The sequence below is a fragment of the Halorubrum sp. Atlit-8R genome, assembly GCF_003666025.1.
GTDB lineage: Archaea > Halobacteriota > Halobacteria > Halobacteriales > Haloferacaceae > Halorubrum > Halorubrum salinarum.
The window spans coordinates 163342-179707 of the sequence record NZ_QPLV01000006.1 but is presented as its reverse complement, the minus strand read 5'-3'; the positions used below and the strand labels follow the sequence as shown (position 1 = coordinate 179707).

General features: G+C 72.3%; 14 protein-coding genes. 6 read left to right on the top strand and 8 right to left on the bottom strand.

Annotated elements, in window-relative coordinates; translation table 11 throughout:
- Window positions 1-172: 172 nt before the first annotated feature.
- Window positions 173-1384 (top strand): iron-containing alcohol dehydrogenase family protein, encoded by a 1212-nt coding sequence (locus DVK05_RS14965; RefSeq protein WP_121564627.1) that lies wholly within the window; start codon window positions 173-175, stop codon window positions 1382-1384.
- Between the two features lie 10 nt (window positions 1385-1394).
- On the opposite strand, the gene DVK05_RS14960 is transcribed toward DVK05_RS14965, so the two are convergent.
- The 5 genes from DVK05_RS14960 to DVK05_RS14940 form a co-directional block, all read right to left on the bottom strand.
- Window positions 1395-1775, bottom strand: coding sequence for a nuclear transport factor 2 family protein (locus DVK05_RS14960; RefSeq protein WP_121564625.1), 381 nt, complete (start codon window positions 1773-1775; stop codon window positions 1395-1397).
- Window positions 1759-2952, bottom strand: a complete 1194-nt coding sequence (locus tag DVK05_RS14955) for a potassium channel family protein (RefSeq protein WP_121564623.1) — start codon at window positions 2950-2952, stop codon at window positions 1759-1761. Before DVK05_RS14955 ends, DVK05_RS14960 begins: the two co-directional genes overlap by 17 nt.
- Before the next feature lie 75 nt (window positions 2953-3027).
- Window positions 3028-3573, bottom strand: a complete 546-nt coding sequence (locus DVK05_RS14950) for a hypothetical protein (protein WP_121564622.1) — start codon at window positions 3571-3573, stop codon at window positions 3028-3030.
- Window positions 3574-3605: 32 nt separating this feature from the next.
- Window positions 3606-4544 carry a methenyltetrahydromethanopterin cyclohydrolase gene (mch, locus tag DVK05_RS14945; protein WP_053771343.1) on the bottom strand — a complete coding sequence of 313 codons (939 nt, stop codon included), beginning with the start codon at window positions 4542-4544 and terminating at the stop codon, window positions 3606-3608.
- A 411-nt stretch (window positions 4545-4955) separates the two neighbouring features.
- Window positions 4956-5447 (bottom strand): hypothetical protein, encoded by a 492-nt coding sequence (locus DVK05_RS14940; RefSeq protein ID WP_121564620.1) that lies wholly within the window; start codon window positions 5445-5447, stop codon window positions 4956-4958.
- Between the two features lie 249 nt (window positions 5448-5696).
- Between DVK05_RS14940 and DVK05_RS14935 the strand changes: the two genes are divergently transcribed.
- The 5 genes from DVK05_RS14935 to DVK05_RS14915 all read left to right on the top strand — a co-directional run bounded on the left by DVK05_RS14935 (window position 5697) and on the right by DVK05_RS14915 (window position 11924).
- A complete protein-coding gene (locus tag DVK05_RS14935) occupies window positions 5697-6452 on the top strand; it encodes a DUF726 domain-containing protein (RefSeq protein ID WP_121564618.1) in 756 nt (251 codons plus the stop codon).
- 57 nt (window positions 6453-6509) lie between these two features.
- Window positions 6510-7352, top strand: coding sequence for a translation initiation factor eIF-2B (locus DVK05_RS14930; protein ID WP_121564616.1), 843 nt, complete (start codon window positions 6510-6512; stop codon window positions 7350-7352).
- Between the two features lie 91 nt (window positions 7353-7443).
- A complete protein-coding gene (locus DVK05_RS14925; RefSeq protein WP_121564614.1) occupies window positions 7444-8424 on the top strand; it encodes a hypothetical protein in 981 nt (326 codons plus the stop codon).
- Window positions 8425-8586: 162 nt separating this feature from the next.
- The gene (locus DVK05_RS14920) at window positions 8587-10659 is read left to right on the top strand and encodes a long-chain fatty acid--CoA ligase (protein WP_121564612.1); all 2073 of its coding nucleotides are present in this window, start codon (window positions 8587-8589) and stop codon (window positions 10657-10659) included.
- 86 nt (window positions 10660-10745) lie between these two features.
- Window positions 10746-11924, top strand: coding sequence for a sensor histidine kinase KdpD (locus DVK05_RS14915; RefSeq protein ID WP_121564610.1), 1179 nt, complete (start codon window positions 10746-10748; stop codon window positions 11922-11924).
- Between the two features lie 39 nt (window positions 11925-11963).
- Here DVK05_RS14915 and DVK05_RS14910 read toward each other — a convergent pair whose 3' ends face one another.
- The 3 genes from DVK05_RS14910 to DVK05_RS14900 form a co-directional block, all read right to left on the bottom strand.
- Window positions 11964-13286 carry a tRNA (N(6)-L-threonylcarbamoyladenosine(37)-C(2))-methylthiotransferase gene (locus DVK05_RS14910; protein WP_121564608.1) on the bottom strand — a complete coding sequence of 441 codons (1323 nt, stop codon included), beginning with the start codon at window positions 13284-13286 and terminating at the stop codon, window positions 11964-11966.
- Window positions 13287-13387: 101 nt separating this feature from the next.
- Window positions 13388-13708, bottom strand: a complete 321-nt coding sequence (locus tag DVK05_RS14905; protein ID WP_121564606.1) for an ArsR family transcriptional regulator — start codon at window positions 13706-13708, stop codon at window positions 13388-13390.
- A 73-nt stretch (window positions 13709-13781) separates the two neighbouring features.
- A complete protein-coding gene (locus tag DVK05_RS14900; protein WP_121564604.1) occupies window positions 13782-16298 on the bottom strand; it encodes a GAF domain-containing protein in 2517 nt (838 codons plus the stop codon).
- Window positions 16299-16366: the final 68 nt, after the last annotated feature.

Genomic DNA, 16366 nt, shown 5'->3' with positions numbered 1-16366 from the left:
TTACTACCGCTAATCGCTGTCGGGTTATAAAGCCGGCGCACGCGCGCGGGCGTGAACGGCACCGCCGACGGACCGACGAGACGCGATCGGCACCGCCGGGACCGAGGGCGCGACCGTCGCGTGGGTGACGTTCCCACAGCTACAAGCCGCGCCCCCGCGTACCGATCGGCGAATGCTACCGATCGCGGACTCCTTCGAACACGTACACCGCGGCTGCGAGATCCGGTACGGACGGGGGCGAATCGCCGACCTCGGGGGCTGGCTCGCCGAGCGCGGCCTCGACGACGCCCTGGTCGTCTGCGGCTCGAACACGGGCGCGAACGACGCGCTGATGGACCCGATACGGGCCGGGCTCGGCGACCGGCTCGCCGGCGTCTTCGACGGGACGTCCCCCGACAAGCGGGTCGAGACCGCCTACGACCTGCTGGACGCGCGCGAGGAGGCGGGCGCCGACGTGCTCGTCGCGGTCGGCGGCGGCGCGAGCCTCGACGTCGCGCGGCAGGCGACGCTGCTCGCCGCCGACGGCCGCGACCTCGACGACCTCCGCGCCGACGCGGAAGCGGGGGCGGACGCGCTCGGCGACCTCGCGCCCGAGAGCGGTCCGGCGGTCCCGTTCGTCGTCGTGCCGACGACGTTCGCGGGCGCGGACGTCTCCACGGGCGGGTCGCTGGAGGTGTTCTCCGCCGACGAGTCGCCGACCGGCCAGCCGGTGACCGTCAGCGGGAGTGGCGCGTGGCCGATCGCGGACGTGGCCGACCCGGCGCTGTTCGAGACGACGCCGACCTCGGTGCTGGCCGGGTCGGCGATGAACGGCTTCGACAAGGGGATCGAGACGCCGTACGCCCGCGACGCCGACCCGGTGAGCGACGCGGCCGCGGTCCACGGGCTCCGGCTCCTCTCCGACGCGTTGCCCCGCGTGGCCGGCGACCGACCGGGCGGCGAGGACGCGACGGACCGCGCGGTGGTGGGGTCGCTGCTCGTCCAACTGGACCGCAAGATCAGCGTGATCCACGCGTTCGGGCACGGGTTTGCCCGCCGCTACGACGTCCAGCAGGGCGCGATCCACGCGGTCGTCGCGCCGCACGCGCTGGCGTACCTCTTCGACGAGGTCGACGGGAGCCGCCGGGCGCTCGCGGCCGGGCTGGGGGTCCCGACCGACGGGCGCGACGACGGCGCGATCGCCGAGGACGTGGTCGAGGCGGTCGCCGACGTCCGCGACGCGCTCGACGTGCCGAGCCGGCTCCGAGACCTCCCCGAAACGGACGAGGCGGACCTCCCGGCGATCGCCGAGTTCGTCGCCGAGGACCCGCCGATGGAGCGAGCGCCGGCCGACCTCGACGCGACCGCGGCGGGGATCCTCGGCGTGTTGCGCGCGGCTTGGTAAGGAGGGGGCCTCAATCGTCCGCCGCCGCGTACGTCTCCAGCGCCGTCAGCCGTCCGCCCGCCGCGTCGAACACGTCGACGAACGCGAACAGGACCTCGCCGTCGGCGTCGAGCAGTCGCCCGCGGACGGCCACGCCGGGGCCGGACGGGTACACGCCGTCGACCGCGTGGGTCGTGTCGGTGTTCGGCCGCTCGTCGCGCATGAACGCGACGAAGCGCTCGCGTCCCTCGAAGGTGCGGTCGGGGCGCCGCTGGACGAAGTCCGGGTCGAGCAGCGACGCCAGCCGGTCGTACTCGCCCGCGTCGAGCGCGTCGTAGTAGGCCCGCGCGAGGGCGGTCGGGTCCGAGGGCGTCGCCTCCGCTCGCTCCCCGCCCTCACGCCGCGAGGGCATGGAACTCCTCCGCCGAGGTCCGGGTTCCCTTCGAGATGATCACGTCGCCGCCCCGAAGGGTGGTGTCGATGTCGGGGCCGACCAGCCAGCCGTCGTCCGGGCGCCGGATCGCGAGGACGCTCGTCGAGATGTCGGTCGCGGGCACGCCGTCGACGACCGCGGTCCCGTCGAGGTCGCTCCCCGCGCCGACCGCGGTCCGGGTGATGATCTCGTCGGACTCCTGGACCGCCATCTCCACGACCGGGTGGACGTCGAGGTCGCGGCGGACCCCCTCGGTGATCGCCAGCGCGGCGTCGGATATCTCCTCGGTCGCGACGCCGAGGTGGATGAGCCCGCGCAGCGACACCGGGTCGTCGGCCTCGGCCGCGGCGCGGAGCGTCCACGCCTCGAAGCGCGACTGGAGCGCGTCGACCTCCACCTCGAGGTTGCTCACCTCCTCCGCCAGCTCCTCGTTGTCGAAGAGGACGGAGCCGTACGCGAGGTCGACCGCGAGCTCAGAGAGGTTCTTCATCAACACGATCGAGTCGACCGCGCGTTCGAGGTCGTCGATCCCCGGCTCGACCGCGGGCCGCGGCTCGAACGGCTCGCCGCTCAGCTCGGGGACCACGTCCGCGACGCCGGCCTCGGGGCCGCGCAGGAGCGTCACGTCGCCCGCCTCCAGCCGGGTGGTCGGCCCGGGGTTGAGGATCCAGTCGTCGTCGCGCCGGACCGCGATGACGCGGACGCCGGTCTCCGACTCGAGGTCGATGTCGTCGAGCGTGCGGCCGGCGTACGCCGAGTCGGCCGCCGCGGTCGCGCGGACGAGCGTCTCGACGCCCGCCGAGAGCGCGCCGCGCATCGCGTCCGGGAGCCCGATCTCCTCGGTGACGATCTTGGCGATGTCGCCCGCGGCGTCGGCCACCTTGTCGGCGGCCGCGATGACCCCGAGGACCGGCGCGAGCGTCTCCGCCTCGCTCGGGTTCCGCGCCGCGAGCATCAGGCTCATCCGGGCGCGAAGCTGGAGCACGTCCATCCGGTGTTCCAGCTCGACGACCTCGTGCGCGACCGTCGGGCTCCCGTGGAGGACCGCCGAGTACGACAGGTCGATCAGGAGCTCCGCCGTGTCCTTCATCTCGACGAGCAGGTCCTTGACGCTCGTCGGCTCGTAGCGGACCGTGCGCCCGTCGAAACGTCCCATGCGACTCCCTCTCCGGCGGCGAGTAAAAGGCTTGTTGCGGGGACGACGAGACGGTCGGACGCCCCTCCGACCGGCTCAGAGCGCGTCGCCGGCGACGTACCCGGCGTCTGTCAAAGGCCCCTCCGACCGCTCCGTCGCGTCCGGGTCGCCGCCGACCGGCGCGGCGAGGTCGACGAGGGCGAGCCACCTGAGGAGGCGGGCGGCGCGGTCGCGCCACGCGGCCTCCCAGTCGGGATTGCGGGCCCTGTCGTGGCGCGGGACTCGGTCGCGGGTGGCCGCGAAGAGGCCGTCGGGCGTCAGGGGGGCCTCCGGGGAGGCCTCCCGCAGCGCGGCGAGCGCCTCCGGGACGAGGAGGACCCCCTCGCGGAGCCCCTCGCGGACGCGCTCCGGGGTCGGCTCGGCGTCGGCGCGGACGAAGCCGCGCGGGGTCTCCTCGACCAGGTCGAGCGCGCGCAGGAAGGCGAGCCAGTCGTTCGCGGTCTGCCGGTCGGGGAGGTCGCGGCGCCGCCGGAGCCGCGCGCAGCAGTCGTCCGTGTCGCCCGGCACGAGCGGCACCGCCCGCTGGTACTCGCGGAGCGCGTCGAGGTCGGCCGGGGGGTCGGGGACGGGCTTGAGTCGCACGGGATTCTGGGCGGTGTGGGCGCTCGCTCGTCTCAGCGGTAGCCGAACGACTCCGCGAGCAGTTCCTCGTCGGTCTCGCCGACGGTGTAGACGGGGCCGTCGACCACGTCGACGGTGACCTGCGCCGGCGCGAAGACGCTCTCGGGCACGTCGTAGAAGTCCCAGTCCGCGTCCTCGAACACCTCCACGAAGGGCGTCCCGTACTCCTCGCCGGCGGTCGAGACGATCTCGTCGAAGCGGTCGTCGTCGCGGGCGACCTGGAGGTGGACCTCGCCGCCGTACGCGAGCGCGTCGTTCGTCCGGCCCATCGCCTCCGTCTCGTCGCGGGTCGCGGGCGCGAGCGGCGCGGACCCCGAGGCGTGGAGCACGTCCGTGGGCTCGTAGCCGATCTCCAGCAGGCGGAAGACGGCGAGCTCGGCGGCGCGGGCCGCCGTGGTGACGGAGCCCGCGGTCGAGCCGGTGGCGAACGCCGGGAGGAACACGCCGTCGGTGTCGACCTCGGCCAGCTCCGCGACCTGCTCGGCCACCGCCTCGTCGGGCAGCGCCGTCGACTCGACCGCCAGCGTGGCGAACTCCGAGGAGTCGTAGTAGCCGACGCGCTCGAACTCGGTCTCGCGGCCGACGAGCGCCCGGGCCGGCCCCGAGCCGAGCCCCTCGAAGCCGCCCTCGGTCGTGATCTCCCAGCCCGCCTTCTGCGAGCACAGCAGCGCGACAGCGGGGTGGTCGGTCGACAGCTCGACGTACTGGCGGGGCGCGCCCGCGAGCTCGCCCATCCGGGTCTGGAGGTTCGCCAGCCCGGCGGTCTGTATCTCCGCGAGCAGCAGTCCCGCCTCGACGCCGCCGGCCGCGTCGACACCGAAGTCGACGACCGTGGCGCCGTTGTCAAGCTCGTAGCCGACGACGTCCAGCTCGCCGGCGAAATCGAGCGCCTCGTCGACCAGCTCGATCGCGGTCCGGTTGATGCTCTCCATGTCCCGGCCTACTCGCTCACCGTTTAAGGCGTTTGGCTGTTCGGCTCGCGGGCCGCTCGTGACTCTGCGAGATGGTCCGCATCGCTGAACCAGGCGGTGGCGCGTGCCTCTGAGTGGCCGCCGAAGGTGGCCGCGAGGAGCACGCGCGAGGGAGTCGGGCGGCCGGAGCGAAGCGGAGGCCGGCCGACGAGGCTGGGGAGGCGTGAGGTGCTGTGGTGAGCGGTGCGGGGTGGGAATCGAAGGGGCAGCCGGGAGAGCGGCGCAGGCGACGTAAGCACCACAATGAAGGAGCGAACGAAGTGAGCGACCGAGTGAGGCGCGCAGCGAGTCGCGCGAGTCCTCCCGGCTGGGGCTTTGGAGGTGTTCACCGCCGAGTCGTGGTCATCAGCCTACAAGGAGACAACTGCGTAGTCACCAGAAGCCGCCGTCGGAGTCGCTCGGTCCGCCGGCCTCGCCGGGACCGGACGGCCCGCGAGGACCGCTCGGGCGCGGATCGGGATTGATCGCGACGGGCTCCGACTCCGCTCGCGGGTCGATCTCGCGGCCCTCCTCGTAGCGGACGAACGAGAGGTAAAACGGCTCGCCGCAGCCGACGCCGTCCGCGTCCGGCTCCCGATACGGCTCGTCGCCGCCAACGTCGGTGCCGCGGACGCCGTCGTGGGGGTCCCAGTCGACGCCGTCGCTCTCGCCGCAGACGAACCGGACGCCGTCGGCCTCGACCGCGTCGTCGCCCTCATCCGCACCTCCCTCGCCCTCCTCGGCGTCGAACGGTTCCGTCGGCGCGACGTACGTCCACCCCTCCAGCGGGTACGGCGTCACCGACTTGTCCGCGAGGTACCCCTCGCGTTCGAGCGCGACGAGCGTCCCGCAGTGGGGACAGTAGTACGTGACCGGGTAGCTCATACCCCTCGTAGGGGAGCGACCGATAAACAGCCGTCGCCGCGTCAGCTATTTGATCGTTCGGGGCGACCGATCGGTATCTCCTCCAACACCTCGCGGGACGGCGACGACGACGCGGACGGTCTCATCACCCGACGCCGACTCCTCTACGGCGTCGCGGGCGGCGTCGGGCTCCTCGGCGGCGGTGGCCTCTACGTCGCGAACGCGCTCGACGGCGACTTCGGCGGGTACGACGCGCCGGAGACGCAGCCGATGGTGTCGACGCGCGGGCGCCTCGACGCCGCCGAGCCGACCGAGCGCTCGGGGTCGTGGGCGTTCGGCGGCGCCGACTCCGTGGTCCTGTACGTCCACGGGCTGGGCGCGGACGCCGAGTCGGCGCGCGACCAGGCGTACACCGCTCGACTCGCGCTCGCCGCGGCCACGGGCGAGGGAACGGAGACCGAGGCGGCGGCGGAGGGCGACGCCGCGGTCGGGGACGCCCACCCGGTGATCGGCTACTCGTGGGCGTCGAACGTCGACTGGGGGCCGGCGAAGGAGACCGCCGACGCCAACGCCGCGCCGCTCGCGGACTGGCTGACGGCGTGGGCGGACGCGGACGGCCGGCCGGTCCACCTGTTCGCCCACTCGCTCGGCGCCCGCGTGACGGGGGCGACGCTCCGCGAGCTGGCGGCCCGCGGGCGGACGGGCGTCCTCGCCTCGGCGTCGCTGTTCGGCGGCGCGATCCCGGACGAGAGCGCCGGGGGCGACGGGCGGTACGGCGAGGCGATCGCGGCGCTCGACGCCCCCGTCTACAACTTCCACAGCCGGAACGACCGCGTGCTCGGCTGGGTGTACCGCGCGTCGGACCGGACCCGGGCGGTTGGCCACGGGGGGCTCCCGGAGTCGGCGACCGCGCCGGACGGCTACGCCGACGTCGACGTCACCGACCTGGTCGCGGACCACTACTCGTACGTCGAGCCCGAGGCGGGGTGCGTGCCGCGCGCGGTCGAGCGTCTGGGGCTCGAATAGTCGGCGCGCCGACGCGTCCCCGGAACCCCTTTTACGAGCGCGGTCGACCGTTGGGGCATGATCGACGAGACCGTCGCCGAGATCCGGGCGATGCGGACCCACAGCACGTCCGCGGTGGCCGTGAAGGCGACGCGGTCGCTCGCGGACCTGCTGGACCGCGAGTACGTGACCGTCGACGAGTTCGAGCGCGACCTCGAACACAACGCGGGCGTCTTGCGCCGCTCGAACCCCTCCCACGCGGCGCTCCACAACGCGATGCGCGAGGTCGAGCGCTCGATCGTCGGCGAGGCGACGAGCGTCGAGGGCGCGAAACAGCTGCTGGAGGACGTGATCGCCCGCGTGGTCGACGACATCGAGACGGCCAAGGGGGAGGCGGCCGCCAACGCGGCCGAACACCTCGACGACGGCGACACGCTGCTGGTCCACGACTACTCGACGACCGTGCTCGAAGCCATCGAGGACGCCGCCCGCGACGGCGCCCACCTCACCGTCTACGTCACCGAGGCGCGCCCGCGGACCCTCGGGCGCAAGACCGCGCGCGTCCTCGCCGGGATGTCGCGCGTCGAGACGCGGATGGTCGTCGACAGCGCGATGGGGTACGCGCTCCGCGACTGCGACCGCGTCCTGCTGGGGATCACCTGTATCACCGGCGGGACCTACTACAACCGCATCGGCACGTTCCCGCTGGTCGTCACCGCCCGCGAACTCGGCGTGCCCGTCACCGCGGTCGGCTCGGGCGCGAAGACCATCGAGGAGTTCCGGTTCGAAAACGAGTTTCGCGACGCCGTCGAGGTGATGCGCGAGCCCGTCGAGGACGTGGAGATCGAGAACCCGAGCTACGACGCCACGCCGATCGGGATGATCGACACCGTGATCACCGACGACGGCGTCCGGAACTGACCCCGGAACCGGGACAGAAACCGCCGTAACCCGGCCAACGCCGCCGACGAGACCAAAGCGCTTTGTGTGTGTACCGTGTTAACAGACCCAAATGACTGTTCAGCCGGGTTCGGCGGCGGTGTTTCAGATCCCCGATCGGGGACTGACGGAGGGGTGTTCAAGCGGCTGGTGCGAGTTGGGCGCGATCGCGACTGAGCCGGGGGTCGTCACGGCGGTCGCGCTCGTGGGGGTGCTCGCGCTGCTCGCGTTCGCGTACGTGCGCGACGCCGAGTCCGCCTGCCGTCGCGAGCGCCGCCGCGTCCTCGACGAGCGGGACGCGTTCGAGTCGTTCGCCGACCGCGTGGCGCAGATCGACGCCGTCTCCGTCGCGGCGGACGCGACGCCGACCGGGGTGCCGGCCGGCGCCCTCCGTCGGATCGACGGCGACGGCGGCGGCCCGCCGGGCGGGGGGCCGAGCGGCCGGAGCGTCACCCTCAGGCGGGTGATGGCCGCGTACCGCGACACGGTGCTGTCGCTGCCGCACTACCGGGCCGAGTACGACGAGACGCCCGCGGAGAGCCTGGCGGCCGAGCTCGGCCCCGACGCGGCGACCGCGCTGGCGACCGACGGCGCCCTGTCGAGCGGCGCCCAGTCGGCGCTCGTCGACCGGAGCCGGCGCGCCGCGGACGCCCGCGAGCGGCTCGCCGACGCGATCGGCACGGAGATCGACGAACTGGACGACCGCGAGGCGGCGCTGTCGGCGATCGACCGCCGCCGCCGGTGCCTGGTCGGCCATCTGGACGGGATCCGGTCCGAGGGCGAGACCGGCGCGGCGATCGACGTCTGGAACCGGCTGACGGAGCTGGAGCGGGAGTGCGACGAGCTCGCCGCCGACCGGCAGCGCTCGCTCGACGACCCGCCGCTGACCCCGGAGTCGCCGCTCGACGGCGAGAGCGACCACCCGTTCCACGACTACCTCTACGGCGCCGAGGACGGCCCTCGCTACCCGGTGTTGGCGCAGATCGCGGAGATGGCCGACGACGTCCGCGCGGACAGGGACCGCGTCGGCAGGCGCATCGCCGGGAGCGACTGACTACCGACCTAGCGAGGCGCATCGCTGGCGGCAACTTACTGCCGCTCCGACAAAGCGGATCGACGGCGGCGACCGACGGCCGACGTGGGAGGCGACCGATGCCGCGGCGAGAAACTACAAACTACCGGTTTGTTTATGATGGTAGGGTGGGACTGAGGGTGTATGAGTTGGCAAGCGGCGGAACGAGCGTTCACGGACGAGGCCATCGCCCGGGAGACGCTCCCCGAGATGTTCGAGCGCACCGCGGAGCGGCACGCGGACCAAATCGCTCAGCGGTACAAGGGCGGCACCTACGACCGGTCGCTCGTCGCCGCCGGGGTGGTTCCGCCGGCGCCGGCCGGCGACTACGCCGACCTGACGTACGCCGAGATGCGGGGGATCGTCCGGAACCTCGCGGCCGGGCTCCGCGAGCTGGGCGTCGACGGCGACACGCGGGTCGCGATGTACTCGCAGACCCGCATGGAGTGGGCCCAGACCGACTTCGCGGCGCTGGCCGCGGGCGCCGTCGTGACGACCGTGTACGCCTCGTCGTCGCCGAGCCAGCTGCGCTACCTGCTGGAGGACCCGGAGGCGACGGTCGTCGTCGCCGAGAACGGCGAGATGCTGGAAGACGTGCTCGCGGTGCGCGACGACCTCGACCACGACCTCGACGCGATAGTGACCGTCGACGAGGTCGACGGCGACGCGGTCGATGCCGACGACCTCGACGACGTGTACAGCCTCGGCGAAGTCCACGAACTCGGCGCCGAGGCGTTCGACGAGGCGACCTACGAGGGGTGGGTCGACGGGGTCGAGGTCGGCGACCTCGCCAGCCTGATCTACACCTCGGGGACCACCGGGAAGCCGAAGGGCGTCCGGCTCACGCACGCGAACTTCCGCGACAACGTCTCGCAGTGCTACCGGCGCTTCGCCGACCGGCCCGACCGCGACCCGTCGGTCCCCGGGATCTCCGCCGAGTCGACCACGCTCTCGTTCCTCCCGCTTGCGCACGTCTTCGAGCGGATGGCCGGCCACTACATGATGTTCGCCGCGGGCGCGACCGTCGCGTACGCCGAGATCCCGGACACCCTCCGCGAGGACTTCGGGCTCGTGCGCCCGACGACGACGACCAGCGTCCCGCGGGTCTACGAGAAGTTGTACGACGCGATCCGCGAGCAGGCGAGCGAGTCCCCCGTCAAGGAGCGCATCTTCGAGTGGGCGGTCGACGTGGGGCGCGCCCACCACGAGGCCGACGACCCCGGCGTCCTGCTCGACGCCAAGCGGGCGATCGCCGACCGGCTCGTCTTCTCGTCGGTCCGCGAGGCGATCGGCGGCAACATCGAGTTCTTCATCTCGGGCGGCGGGTCGCTGTCGGCCGAGCTGTGCGCGCTGTACCACGCGATGGACCTTCCGATCCTGGAGGGGTACGGGCTGACCGAGACCTCGCCGGTCATCAGCGTCAACCCGCCCGAGGAGCCGAAGGTCGGCACCATCGGGCCGCCGGTGGTCGACACCGAGATAGCGATCGACGGCTCCGTCGTCGGCGAGGAGGTGGCCGACCTCGCCGGCGACGTCGGCGAGCTGCTCGTCCGCGGCCCGCAGGTGAGCGACGGCTACTGGAACCGCCCGGACGCGACCGCGGAGGCGTTCGTCGACGCGGACGATCTCCCGCCCGACGCTGTGACCGCCGGGACCCCCGCCGACGAGCGCATCGGCGTCGACGGCGACGGCTCGGACGACGGTGGCGACGCGGAGGCCGCCGCGGAGCCGTGGTTCCGCACCGGCGACATCGTCCAGCTCCGCCCGGACGGGTACGTCGCCTTCCGCGAGCGCGCCAAGCAGCTGCTCGTGCTCTCGACCGGGAAGAACGTCGCGCCCGGGCCGATCGAGGACCGCTTCGCCGCCAACGAGTTCGTCGAGCAGTGCGTCGTCCTCGGCGACGGCCGGAAGTTCGTCTCGGCGCTCATCGTCCCGAACTTCGAGCGGGTGGCGGCGTGGGCCGACGAGAACGGGGTCGACCTTCCCGAGGACCGCGCGGCGGTCTGCCGCGACGACCGCGTCCGGGAGCGCATCCAGACGGAGGTCGACCGCGTGAACGAGGAGTTCGAGTCCTACGAGAAGATCAAGCAGTTCCGCCTCGTCGAAGAGGAGTTCACCGAGGCGAACGACCTGCTCACGCCGACGATGAAGAAGAAGCGGCGGAACATCTTAGACCGGTTCGCCGACGAGGTCGAGATGATCTACGACGACGGCTGAAGATGATCTACGACGACGGCTGACCCCTGCCGTCGCACCCGCCCCGCTGGGAAACCCATAAGCCCCGTGGCGGAGTACGGGTCCCGATGGCCTCCCTCGTCACCCCCCGAGTCGGGTTCGGCGCGCTCGGCACGCTCTGTGCCGGCCTCGGCGTCGGTCACCTGGCGTTACAGGGGGGAGACGTGGGGGCGCTGCTCGAATCGGCGCTGATCGTCGGGCTCTCCGGGTTCGTCTTCTACACCGTGTACGACCTGCCGGACTGGGGGATATCCCCGCCCGGGCAGTGGCGAGCGGTCCGGATCGCCGCCCTCACCGCCCTCTCGTTCGCCTCGCTCGCGGGCGTCGTCTGGCTCATCTGGCTGCTCGATCACCACGCGTTCAAGCTCTCCTTCCTTATCGCGTTCGCCACGAGCCTCGGCGGGGCGGTCGGGTCCCGGGCGGGGCCGTACGCGGTGAAGGCCGACGAGCAGCTCGCCGAGGCCCAGGAGCTGGCGACCCTGCTCTCGATCAACGACCGCGTGCTGCGCCACAACATCCGGAACGAGCTGTCGGTCGCGCTCGGCTACCTCGACGGGATCGAGGACGTGGAGGACGACGCGGAAGTCGCGGAGCGCGCCGCGATCGTTCGCGACCACCTGTCGGAGCTCTCAGAGACGAGCGAGCGGACCCGCCGCATCGCGTCGATCTGGCGGACCGAGTCGCTCCAGTCGTTCGACCTCGTGCCCCTCGTTCGGGAGCGGGTCGACCGGGTGACCGCGGAAAACCCCGAGGCGGCGATCGAGACGGAGCTACCGGACCGGCGCATCGTCCGCGCACACCCGTCGCTGCCGCTCGCGTTCGAGGAGGCGCTCCGGAACGCGGTCGAGCACAACGGCGACGACGTGACCGTCACGGTGCGCGTCGGACGCGACGGCGACGCGACGACCCTCGTCGTCGCGGACACCGGGCGCGGCCTCCCCGCGACCGAGCGGGAGACGCTTCGGAACGCCGAGGAGACGCCGCTCGAACACACCGAGGAGCTCGGGCTGTGGCTGATCTACTGGACGGTGACGCGGGGCGGCGGGACGGTCGAGTTCGCGGAGAACGACCCGCGCGGGACCGTCGTCCGGATCCGGCTCCCGGACCGTCCCGAGTCCGACGGCCCGAGCGGGCCCGTCCCGGAGGCCGCCGAGCTCAGGAGGCGAGCGAAACGGGCCGCGATGTGGGGGGATCCGGACGTCCCGGGCGCCGGGACGGCGGATCCCGAGGCGGACGAGTCCGCCTGAGCCCCGCATCGGCCGGAGAGAACGAGGTGGCTCCGACCCTCACGCGGACGAGGCCGTCGACTCGGGCCGGTCGTCCCGCTCGACGTCGCCGTCGACGGGGTCGCGCCCGGGCATCACGGGGTCGCCGAACGCGTACACCGTGTTGTGCCCGGTGACCTCGACCGTGACGAAGTCGCCGACCTCGACCCCGCGCTCGGCGGCGTTCTGGACGATGATCTGTCGGTAGGCGCCGTCGCGGCACTTCACGGAGTCGCCGGTGCCCTCCTCGACGACGAGGGCCTCGAACGTCTCGCCGACCATCGACTCGTACGCCTCGCCGACGACCTCCATCTTCAGCTCGGACATCGCCTTCGAGCGCTCCTTCTTGACCGTCCCGCCGAGCCCCTTCATGTCGGCGGCGTCGGTGCCGGGGCGCTTCGAGAAGCGGGTGACGTTGATCTTCGCCGGGCGGACCTCGGCGAGGAGGTCCATCGACAGCTCGTGGTCGGCCTCGTCCTCGGTGGGGAAGCCGACGATGAAGTCCGTCGAGAGCGTCCAGTGGTCGAGCCGGTCGTCGAACGTCGCGACGATCTCGCGGAACTTCTCCACGCGGTGTTGCCGGCGCATGTCCTCGAGCACGTCGTCGGAGCCGGACTGGACCGGCGCGTGGATGAAGTCGTACAGCTCCTCGTTCGCGGCGAACACGTCCGCCAGCTCCTCGTGGATCCCGTGGATCCCGCCGGGGTTCGCCATCCCCAGCCGGACCCGGAAGTCGCCGTCGATGTCGCAGATCCGGTCGAGCAGCTCCGGGAGCTTCCGCTCGCCGTCGTCCCAGCCGTAGACGCCCGTGTCCTGGCCGGTGACGCGGATCTCCTTCGCGCCGGCGTGAACGAGGGCGCGGGCCTTCTCGACGTTCTCCTCGACCGACGGCGAGTCGACGCGGCCGGTGGCGAACTTGGTGATGCAGTACGAGCAGTTGCTCATACAGCCGCGCGCGATGGGGAGGATGCCGACGACGCCGTCGAGGACCGGCTCCGCGTCGGGCGTGACCGTCGGGCACTCCCCGTTGAGCACGTATTCGGGGACCTCGTCCCAGTGGAGGATCTCGGCGTCGACGTCCGCCTCGTCGAACAGGTCGCCCTGCGCGAGCGCCATACAGCCGGTGACGACGAGTTCGGCGGTCGTCTCGGCCAGCTCCTCCGCGCGCCGGAGCATGTTGCGCTCGGTCTTCTCGACGACGGTACAGGTGTTGAGGATGGCGACGTCCGCGTCGTCGGGGCCGTCGGCCGGTCGGTGCCCGCCGTCGCGGAGGGCACGCTCGATCTCCCGGCTCTCTCCCCGGTTCGAGCTACAGCCGTAGGTTTCGATGTGGTACGTCGCCATCGGAGTGCGCTCACTACCGGTCGCGGGGGCAAAAGCGCGACGGATCCGAGCGTCGGTTCGGCGGCGGTGCGGCGGTGCGGCGGCGGCGGTGCGGACCGGGCTCAGTCCTCGGCGACCGCGGCGGCCGGGGCGTCGGCCTCGGTGGCGGAGTCGGCGGTCGCCTCGGGCTCGTCGACGGGGTCGCGCTCCGCGGGCGGCACGGCCTGGTAGACCGAGCGGCGGGCGTCGCGGGGGCACAGCCCCTCCTCAACGAGGCCGACCTCGGTGAGCTTCTCGACCGCGAACCGGACGGTGCGCGTCGAGAGGCGCGTCTCCTCGGCGAGGCCGGTCTGGTCGAACCGGCCCTCCGCGTCGAGCACGTAGTAGACCAGCTTGGCGCTCGGCGGGAGCGGTTCGAGCAGCTCGCGGGTTCCTTCGTCCATACGTTACACACAGTGGCGATTCGCGCATAACCGTGGCCCGCCTGTGCGCCGGTGGCGCACGGCAACCGGGTTTTTATATAGTGGTTCCGCTCCGGAACTCGAAGCGGGCGCCGTCGTCGCCGTCGATCGAGAGCTCCCAGCCGTGTGCGGCCGCTATCTCGCGCACGATCGCGAGGCCGAACCCGGTCCCCCGCTCCGTGCTCGACCGGCCGTACTCCGTCGCCTCCTGCGGGTCGATCCCGAAGCCGGCCCCGTCGTCCGCGACGTAGAACCCGTCGGGGAGGGAGCCGACGGTCACGGTGAGTCCGTCGTCGCCATCGGTGTCGCTTTTCGAGCCGTGTTCCACACTGTTCGTGAACAGGTTCTCGAACAGCGTGCGGAGCCGCTCCGGGTCGGCCTCGGCCGTCGAAGCCGCCTCGGCCGCGTCGAGCGTCGCGTCACCCGTGTCGACCGTGCGCCACGCCCGTTCGGCCGCCTCCTTCAGCGGGACGGACTCGAGTTCGTCGACCGTCCGGCCCTGCCGCGCCAGCGCGAGCAGGTCGTCTATCAGCTGGCTCATCCGCTCGTGGGCGTCCTCGACCCGGTCGAGTTCGCCAAGGACCGCCTCGTCGTCGCTCAGCGATCGGGCTAGGTCGGTCCGGCCGGCGGCGACGTTGAGCGGGTTCCGAAGGTCGTGCGAGACCAGGCCGGCGAACTTCTCTAAGCGGTCTATCTCGCGCTGGAGCGCGGCGTCCCGGTCGCGGAGCTGTTCGGTCCGCTCGGCGTGATCGAGCGCGACGGTGACGTTCGCGGCGAGGACGCGCGCCAGCTGGAGGTCGCTCTCGTCGAAGAACCCCGGTTCGCGCGACCCGAGGGGCATGACCCCGTGCTCGCCGAGGGGCACGACGAGGAGGCTCCGGAGGTCGCCGTACCCGACCGCGGTGTCGACCGCGTCGAGGTCGTCGACGACGATCGGCTGGCCGGACTCGAACGCCTCCCAGATCCGGCCGTCGCCCGGCCCGAACGGGGGTCGGTCGCCGAAGGCCGCCGTCGCCTCCTCGCTTATCGCCGTCGGGAGGAGCACGTTCGCCTCCGGGTCGTACAGCCGGACGCCGCTGTTCGGAAACTCGAGGATGTCGATGGCGGCGCGCGCGGCCACCGCGGCGATCTCCTCGCGGTCGTCGCCGCCGAACATCTCGCGGGTCGTCGCGTGGAGCCGGCGCAGCGTCCGCTCGACGTGTTTCTGATCGTCGATGTCGGCGTAGACGCTGTAGATGACGGTCTCGTCCGACTGCTTGACGGGGATCACGTGGAGGATGAAGTCGCGCATCCCGTCGGGGGTCCGGCGGCGCACTTCGAGCCGCGAGGGCTCGCCGCGGTCGAGCACCGCTTGCCGGTCGGGCGTGTCGGCGTCGTCCGGAATGATCGCCTCGCGGACCTCCTCGTACCCGCTGTCGGCGCCGTACCCGAACGTGTCTTCGAACGCGTCGTTCGCGGCGTCGAGGCGGCGCTCGCCCTCCCCGAGCGCGACGGTGCGCACCGCGGGGAGCGGGAGGTCGTGGAACAGCGCCGTCAGTCGGTCGCGCTCCCGGCGGAGCGCGGTCTCCGTCTCGATCTGCTCGATGGCGTTGGCCGCGTGGGACGCGAGCAGCTCCGCGAACTCCACGTCGCGGTCGTCGAACGCGGCGTAGCCGTTCGAGACCGCCTGTAACACCCCGTGGGAACCGATCGGGACGCTGATCGCCGACCGGATGTCGTCGGCGACCGGGTCCGCGACGTCCGAGCCCTCCCGCCGGTCGGCCCCGCCGGCGGTCCGCCCCGGGGAGGCGGGGTCCTCCAGTTCGTCCGGGTCGGCGGGGTCGACGCTGAGATTGTCGACCACCATCGTCTCCTGCTCGGCGACCGTGGTCCCGACGACGCCCTCGCCGACGTCGAACGTCCGGACCTCGTCCTCGGTGACGCTGTCGGAGAGGACGGCGGGGACGACCCGGTCGCCGCGGCGGCGGGCGGTGACGCAGCGGTCGAACTCCAAGATGTCCTCGGCCGCGTCGACCGTGCGGTCGAACACCGTCGCCACGTCGGTCACGGACGCCAGTTCGGCCGCGAACTCGTGGATCGCCGTGACCTTCGCGTTCACGTCGCGGAGGTCGCGCTCCGCGCGCCGCCGGCCGAGCGCGTTCGCGACGCTGTTGGCGAGCATCTCGTAGCGGTCCTTGCCGGCGCCCTTCTGAAGGTAGTCGGTGACGCCGGCGGAGATGGCCTCGCTCGCTATCTCCTCGCTCCCCTTCCCCGTGAACAGCACGAACGGGAGGCCGGGGTCGACCTCGCGGACCGCCTCGAGGAACGCCAGTCCGTCCTTGCCCGGCATGTCGAAGTCGCTGACGACGCAGTCGACGCGCTCGCTTCGGACCACGTCGAGCGCGGCCTCGGGGGACATCCTGGTGACCGTCTCGACGCCGTCTAAGAGGCGCTCCACGTGCGTGGCGGCGAGGTCCGCCACGCCCGGCTCGTCGTCCACGAACAGGACGCGGCTGTCGGCGGCCGTCGGTCCCGACGCGCCCGTGGCGGCCGCGTCGGCGTCCGTCGCCGGGTCGTCGGGACCGGAATCCATGTACATGTGTTACCCCACCGGTAATTTTAGCTTTCGCTCCGGCTACCGCTCCTGAAAATCGGAGGATA